Source organism: Sphingobium sp. S6, from assembly GCF_905120495.1.
In the GTDB taxonomy this organism is placed as follows: Bacteria; Pseudomonadota; Alphaproteobacteria; order Sphingomonadales; family Sphingomonadaceae; genus Sphingobium; species Sphingobium agri.
The window spans coordinates 126307-133111 of the sequence record NZ_CAJHOG010000007.1 but is presented as its reverse complement, the minus strand read 5'-3'; the positions used below and the strand labels follow the sequence as shown (position 1 = coordinate 133111).

The following is a 6805-nucleotide window of genomic DNA, read 5'->3' as shown; positions in this document are numbered from 1 at the left end:
GCAGAAATCCGCGCTGTTTGCGAGCAGAGGCCAGTATCTTTGCAATCGCCTACAACTATGCGAATAGTTACGCCAATCCGACCAATCCATATCTGGACCCCGCTGGCCGCACCATCGGGCTGCTTAGCCAGGGCAGCTATGCCCGGATGAACGTATTTTCGACCGACAACAACCTGCTGTTCAATTTCAATACGGGTGCGGACATCGAGCATAAGCTGCTAGTTGGATTGGACTATAGCTGGAACAAGGTCAGTAAGCGTGAAGGCTTTGGGTCCGAGCTCATTGATATTTATGATATCGACTATGATGCCTTGACCATCCCGGCCATCTCCCCGGATTGGGCCGCGGTGTCACAAAAGCAGCTTGGCATTTATGTGCAGGACCAGATCCGCTTTTGGGATCGCGTTTCGGTGGTTCTGGGCGCGCGGCGCGACCGGGTGACGACTTCGGGAACGGCAGTCAAGGACAAGGCGACCACCTTCCGTGCTGGCATCATTGGCGAAGTGGGTGCGGGCTTCTCGCCCTTCTTCAGCTATACCGAAAGCTTCCTGCCGATCGCGATGACGGTCGATGGCGGCAGCCCGGCCCGGCCGCAGCGCGGGACGCAATATGAGGTTGGCTTCAAATGGCAGCCGGAACGCAATACGCTGATCACGGTGACGGGCTTCCATATCAAGGAAATCAACCGCATCATCTATGGCTCGGCTGGGTCAATCACACAGTCGGGCGAGATCACCAGCAAGGGGATCGAGATCGAAGCAAGCCACCAGCTGCCCGGCAATTTCGAACTGCTGGCCAATTACGGCTATAACAAGCTGGTGTCGCACGATACGGCGACCTTCGATTATCTGCCGCGTCATACGGCGTCCTTGTGGACGACGAAGACGTTCGGCCTGGAAGATGGCGCGCAGCTGCGGCTCGGCGCGGGCGTCAACTATACCGGCAAGCGGACCTCCATCGGTTCGGCCTGGACGCTGGTGACGCCGAGCTACACCTTGGTCGATGCTCTGGCGGAAATCAGCTGGAAGGATTGGCGCTTTGCGGTCAATGCCACCAACCTGCTGAACAAGCAGTATTTCGCGTCCTGCCTGGCGCGCGGTGATTGTTTCGTGGGCGCGCCTCGTAATGTGATGGGGACGGTCAGTTATCGGTTCTGATCTCGCCTGTTCCCCTCCCGCAGTCGGGAAGCGTTAGGGGTGGGGCGAGCGGTAGCGAGCTTTTTGACCTTTGAGCGTTGTGAGCGATTGCTGGCGCAATCGTGCCCACCCCCAGCCCCTCCCGCTTGCGGGAGGGGAGCAGTGAGGTAGGCCCTTCCCGTCTGCGGGATGGAGCCATGCGAGATAGACCCATCCCGGTCGCGGGAGGGGCTACAGTGCTAATCTGGCCTTGACTCATTATGGAACTCACCGATACCCATTTTGCGAAATATGGGAAAGGATGAGGAATAATGGCGCGTTTGGAAGGCAAGGTCGCGATCGTCACAGGCGCGGGCCGTCAGGGGAATATCGGCGCGGCGGTGTGCGACGCATTTCTACGGGAAGGAGCGCGGGCGGTGATCGCCACCGACCTGCGGACCGAAGATGCGGTCAGCAGCGAGATGGACGGCAAGCATGGCGCTGGCCGGTTCAAGCTCGTCGCGCAGGACGTGACGCAGGAGGCCGACTGGGCCAAGCTGGTGTCGTCGATCATGGCCGAATATGGCGCGATCGACGTGCTGGTGAACAATGCGGGCATTTCCATCCACGGCGGTATCGAGCACACGTCGCTGGAAGATCTGCACAAGGTCATGGCGGTCAACCATGATAGCGGTTTCCTGGGCATCAAGCATTGCGCCCCTGCACTGGCGGAAGCGGTGAAGCGCTTTCCCGGCGGCGGATCGGTGGTCAACACCGTGTCGATGGCGTCCCACATGCCCAATGCCAATAATCTCAGCTATCATGTGTCCAAGGCGGCGCAGCGCATGCTGACCATGTGCGCCGCGATCGAATTCGGCCCCAAGCGCATCCGCGTCAATTCGGTGCATCCGGGGCAGACGACGACGCCGCTGCTGAGGGAAGGCTATGAGGGCTATGCACAGATGGGCCTTTATGAATCCGCCGAGGCGGGTATTCAGGAACTTGTGAAAATGTGTCCGCTCGGCATCGAAGCCTTCCCGGAAGATGCGGCGCATGCCTTTGTCTATCTGGCATCGGATGAGTCACGCTTCGTAACTGGCGCATCGATCTATCATGACGGTGGACTTGGGCGTCAATATTAAGCGGGATTGATGAGGGGCGGCCGAGGCTGCCCCTTGTCATGTTTCAAGATTTTGTGCTGTTTGCTGTTGTCATAGGCGGGCGTTGGCCTGAACGCCGGCCAATATTGTTGGTCTTCGCTTCTGCGCAAGTTGAGCTGCTGATCTGCGGTGAGCTCGCAGCCATCGAGTGGTGAAGTGGGAGCCTTAGCGCCTGGGTCGAGGCGTGACCGTCTTACACTATGGGACTCGCGTCAGGCGTTTTGCGTCACCCTCAGGATTGACTCCCCCTTGTGATGCTTGGGCAGCATCGCAGGAAGCGGGACCCCGGATCAAGTCCGGGGTGACGAACATTCAAATATTGCGATGTTGTATGCGACAGCCAGCAGCCGTGCGTTTGGGAAGGCTCAGCCCGGACGCGGACGAGCGTTGTTCGCGACGGGCATCAGGCCCCGTGCGATCAGTTCCGCGACGCGGAGGGCCTTTGCGTCGGCCTGTTCGTCGGTCAGGGGCTCGGCCGTCCCTGCCGAGACCGCATCGACCATGTCCTGCGACAATAGCCAAAGGAACATCGATGCGACCTCCTCGCAATCAATGGCACGGATCAGGCCGCGTTCCTGAAGCCGTTCCAGATAGGCGCGGAGCGGCGCCTGCTGGCGCGCGGTTCGTGCCTCACCCATGGCATCGCGAAACTCGGGGAAGCGCAGGCCTTCGCGCATGCTGATCGCGGTCACGGCATGCGCAGCTTTGGTCCGGGTGCTGCGCATGATCATGCGGGCCCATTCATAGAGGCCCTCTACCGGATCGTCCCGGTCGAGCAGGCGCAGGTCGGCAGCCATGTGCCTGTCCGCAATCCGGTCCAGAACGGCGCGCAGCAGTCCTGGCTTGCCGCCATATTTGGCATAGATGGTCTTTTTGGAAACGCTGGCGCGCTGGGCGATCAGTGTCAGCGTGGCGCGTTCATAGCCAAGTTCGATCAGCGCTTGTTCGGCCGCCTGGAGCAGTGTTTCGGCGCGTTCTTGAAGCTCTGCCGCGCGCGGACGGCCAGCGCCGCTTCGCTTTTTCCCCTGGTGCATGGTGATGGCTTGGCTTGATCGCGGGCGGAGCGCAAGGCCCGGCTGTACGAGAAAAAGCGTCCCGCCTTGCCCCAGAAGGCGGGACGGGACGCTCCGGCGGTCGCAGGCCGCCCCCGGGAAACCGTGCGCGGGCCGCGTCCGGAAAGGGAAACCTGCTAAGCCGTTGATAGTTCCCGAGAAGCTGCGCCATTGGCGGGAACGGACGGACCGGCGATATTGATGAGATTCTTTCATCGGCCAGGGCCAGGGCGATTTGCGCGTTTCGTTGTTCCGGTCATTGCAACCGATATTGGAACCACATCGCGCCCTTTTTGTGCGATAAGAGGCCATGACCGGACTCACTGTCGATCGCCCCGCAGGCGCTGCGGAGGATTGGACGATCCCACAGGATTGGGACAGCTATTCGCCGCAGGATCATGCCGTCTGGGATGCGCTGTTCGCGCGGCAGGCCGCCCTGCTGCCGGGAAGGGCGGTGAAGGAGTTCATCGACGGGCTGGACATATTGCGCATCGCGAAGCCGGGCATTCCGAACTTCGAGGACCTGTCCGAACGGTTGATGAAGAGAACCGGCTGGCAAGTGGTCGCGGTGCCGGGATTGGTGCCGGACGATGTGTTTTTCGAGCATCTGGCGAACCGGCGCTTTGTCGCGGGGCGCTTCATCCGCAGGCCCGACCAGCTGGATTATCTGCAGGAACCAGATGTTTTCCATGATGTGTTCGGTCATGTGCCGCTGCTCGCTCATCCGGTCTTCGCCGATTATATGCAGGCCTATGGCGAGGGTGGGCTGCGTGCGGATGGATTGGGCGCGATCGAAAAGCTGGCGCGGCTCTATTGGTATACGGTCGAGTTCGGGCTGATCCGGCAGGACGCGGAATTGAAGATCTACGGCGCGGGGATCGTCTCTTCCTATGGCGAGTCCCTGTTCGCGCTGGATGATCCGTCGCCTAATCGCATCGGGTTCGGCCTCAAGCGGCTGATGCGGACCAAATATCGGATCGACGATTACCAGCAGTCCTATTTCGTGATCGACAGTTTCGATGATCTTCTGCGTCAGACGGTGGAGATGGATTTCGCGCCGCTTTACGAAGAGTTGAAGCAGGAAAGCACCATAGAGGCGGACGAGATCATCGATGAGGATCATGTCTTCAACTGGGGGACACAGGATTATGCCAGATCCAAGGTCTGACGAAGCAGCCGCGAGCATGCGCGTAACGCTGCACGGATATTGGCGATCGTCGGCGGCCTATCGTGTTCGCATCGCGCTTAGCCTTAAAGGCATTGGCTATGATCAGGTCAGCCATGACCTGCGCGCGGGGGAGCAGCGGGACGCCGATTATCTTGCGATCGCGCCGCATGGTCTGGTGCCCGCTCTGGAGGTGGGCGGCAGGACGCTCGTCGAAAGTCCGGCGATATTGGAATGGATCGAGAGCAAATGGGCCGATCCGCCTTTGTTGCCAAGGGATGCGGATGAGGTCGCGGTGGTGCGGTCGATGGCGGCGCTGGTCGGATGCGACATCCATCCGCTCAACAATCTGCGTGTCCTCAACCGGTTGCAGAGCCAATTCGGGGCGTCCAAGGATCAGGTGAAGCTATGGGTGCGGCATTGGATCGCGGAGGGTTTCGCGCCGCTTGAGCAGCTGGTCGCGCGGCATGGGGCGGGGTTCGCCTTTGGGCGCGCGCCGACATTGGCCGACTGCTATCTTGTGCCGCAGCTTTATAATGCGCAGCGGTTTGGGGTCGACCTGTCGCCTTATCCAAGGTTGGTGGCGGCGGGTGAGGCTGCGACGGCGCTGCCCGCTGTGCAGGCGGCCCATCCGGATCGGCAGCCGGACGCGGGCTAGCCCGTCTGTTCGGACTTGTTGAAGACGGCGAGTTGATCGGCGAAGGCGCGCTGGTAGGCGGGGCGTTGCTCGGCGCGGTCGATATAGGGCGGGAGATTGGGGTAGAGTTCGAGAAGCCCTGACCCGGTGAGCCTGCGCAGGACGGTGACCATCAGCAGGTCTCCGGCGCTGAAGTCGCCCTCCAGCCAATCGCGGTCGCCGAGCCAGTTGGAAAGTTCCGACAGGCGCTGCTTCACGCGCGCGTCGAGGAGGGGCATGCGTGCTTCATACCAGCTTTCGTCGCGTTCGAGATATTTGGGCATTTCCCGTTCAAGGATCGGCGGTTCGACCGTGTTGAGGGCGGCGAACATCCAGGCGGTGGCGCGGGCGCGGCCATGGAGGTCCGCAGGCCAGAGGCCGCCATGCCGGTCTCCGATGTGCAGGATGATCGCGCCGGATTCGAAGAGGGTGAGGCCATCTTCCTCATAGGCCGGGATCTGGCCGAAGGGCTGGGAGGTGAGATAGCCGGGCTGTTTCATCTGCGCAAAGGAGAGGAGCCTGACCTGGTAGGGCAGACCAGCCTCTTCCAACGCCCATCGCACCCGCATGTCGCGCGCCATGCCCCGGCCGCGATCGGGGGATCGTTCGAAGGCGGTGATGGTGATGGTCATCCTTCAACTCCGGCTGGCTGATCGGTGCATGGAAATTACCTCTTCGAGCCGTCAAAGTCGAATGGAGCGATCGGTACGCAACCGATCCGGACGGATGCGGGTTGTCATGGTCGCATGGCACGGCGCCATCATGGGGTGCATATGAGCTGGATGGCGCTGCAGGCGGGGTTCTGGGGACTGGTTGGCGGTTCCGCGCTGCTTCTGGGAGCGATGGTCGGATATCTGGTTGCCCTGCCGCAGCGGCTGATCGCGGCGATCATGGCGGTGGGCGCGGGGGTGCTCATCTCTGCGGTCGCCTTCGACCTGATGGATGAGGCCTATTCGAAGGGCGGGTTCGATTCCGCCGCCTTGGGCTTTCTGGCTGGGGCGGCCGCTTATACCTTCGCCAACATTCTGGTCACGCGGAATGGGGCGAAGCATCGGAAGCGGTCAGGCTCCAACCCGGATCAGAGCCAGCAATCGGCCGATGCGGGATCGGGCATGGCCATCGCGATCGGCGCGCTGCTGGACGGAATACCGGAGTCCATCGTCATCGGCGTCAGCTTGCTGGAAGGAGCAGGCGTGAGCATGGCAGCGGTTGCCGCCGTGTTCCTGTCCAATGTGCCCGAGGGACTGTCGAGCGCCGCGGGCATGAAGAAGGCCGGGCGCAAGCCTGCCTATATCTTCCTGGTGTGGGGCGGGATCGCACTGGCGTCGGGGCTTGCGGCGCTGATCGGGAATGTGGTGCTGGCCGACGCGGGCAATGAGGTGATCGCGGCGACGATGGCGGTCGCCGCTGGCGCGATCCTGGCGATGCTGGTCGATACCATGATACCGGAAGCCACCGAAGAGACGCATGAATTTTCAGGGCTGATCGCGGTCGCGGGATTCCTGTTGGCGTTCGTGCTTTCCAAGATGGGCGGATGAGATATGGGAAGCATCATGTCCGAGTTGCTTTTCCGTCACTCCGGATCAAGTCCGGGGTGACGATTATTCGAACATGATCATGCCCAGGTGGGCGGGCGC

At 61.5% G+C, this 6805-nt stretch carries 7 protein-coding genes; 5 read left to right on the top strand and 2 right to left on the bottom strand.

From position 1 onward, the window contains the following. Together SPHS8_RS16400 and SPHS8_RS16395 are read left to right on the top strand one after the other, a co-directional pair. On the top strand, window positions 1-1157 hold a 1157-nt coding region (locus tag SPHS8_RS16400), incomplete at its 5' end, for a TonB-dependent siderophore receptor (protein ID WP_201516491.1). A gap of 290 nt (window positions 1158-1447) precedes the next feature. After that, window positions 1448-2257: an SDR family NAD(P)-dependent oxidoreductase gene (locus SPHS8_RS16395; RefSeq protein ID WP_201516490.1), complete on the top strand. Its 810-nt coding sequence runs from the start codon at window positions 1448-1450 to the stop codon at window positions 2255-2257. Window positions 2258-2640: 383 nt separating this feature from the next. Here the strand turns inward: SPHS8_RS16395 and SPHS8_RS16390 are convergent, their stop codons facing one another. Next, complete coding sequence (locus SPHS8_RS16390) at window positions 2641-3309, bottom strand: TetR/AcrR family transcriptional regulator (protein WP_201516489.1); 669 nt, start codon at window positions 3307-3309, stop codon at window positions 2641-2643. A 328-nt stretch (window positions 3310-3637) separates the two neighbouring features. Here SPHS8_RS16390 and phhA point away from each other — a divergent pair, with 328 nt between their 5' ends. Beyond that, window positions 3638-4495, top strand: coding sequence for a phenylalanine 4-monooxygenase (gene phhA, locus SPHS8_RS16385; protein ID WP_201516488.1), 858 nt, complete (start codon window positions 3638-3640; stop codon window positions 4493-4495). A gap of 16 nt (window positions 4496-4511) precedes the next feature. Further along, window positions 4512-5150 carry a maleylacetoacetate isomerase gene (gene maiA, locus SPHS8_RS16380; RefSeq protein ID WP_201516487.1) on the top strand — a complete coding sequence of 213 codons (639 nt, stop codon included), beginning with the start codon at window positions 4512-4514 and terminating at the stop codon, window positions 5148-5150. On the opposite strand, the gene SPHS8_RS16375 is transcribed toward maiA, so the two are convergent. Continuing rightward, window positions 5147-5800 (bottom strand): glutathione S-transferase family protein, encoded by a 654-nt coding sequence (locus SPHS8_RS16375; RefSeq protein WP_201516486.1) that lies wholly within the window; start codon window positions 5798-5800, stop codon window positions 5147-5149. The two genes, maiA and SPHS8_RS16375, sit on opposite strands and share 4 nt — an antisense overlap. Before the next feature lie 141 nt (window positions 5801-5941). On the opposite strand from SPHS8_RS16375, the gene SPHS8_RS16370 reads away from it, so the two are divergent. Continuing rightward, window positions 5942-6706, top strand: a complete 765-nt coding sequence (locus SPHS8_RS16370; RefSeq protein WP_201516485.1) for a ZIP family metal transporter — start codon at window positions 5942-5944, stop codon at window positions 6704-6706. Window positions 6707-6805 lie beyond the last annotated feature (99 nt).

Coding starts and splice junctions, on each gene's coding strand:
- SPHS8_RS16370 (WP_201516485.1), top strand. CDS start 5,942: ATGAGCTGGATGGCGCTGCAGGCGGGGTTCTGGGGACTGGTTGGCGGT.
- maiA (WP_201516487.1), top strand. CDS start 4,512: ATGCGCGTAACGCTGCACGGATATTGGCGATCGTCGGCGGCCTATCGT.
- SPHS8_RS16375 (WP_201516486.1), bottom strand. CDS start 5,800: ATGACCATCACCATCACCGCCTTCGAACGATCCCCCGATCGCGGCCGG.
- SPHS8_RS16390 (WP_201516489.1), bottom strand. CDS start 3,309: ATGCACCAGGGGAAAAAGCGAAGCGGCGCTGGCCGTCCGCGCGCGGCA.
- SPHS8_RS16395 (WP_201516490.1), top strand. CDS start 1,448: ATGGCGCGTTTGGAAGGCAAGGTCGCGATCGTCACAGGCGCGGGCCGT.
- phhA (WP_201516488.1), top strand. CDS start 3,638: ATGACCGGACTCACTGTCGATCGCCCCGCAGGCGCTGCGGAGGATTGG.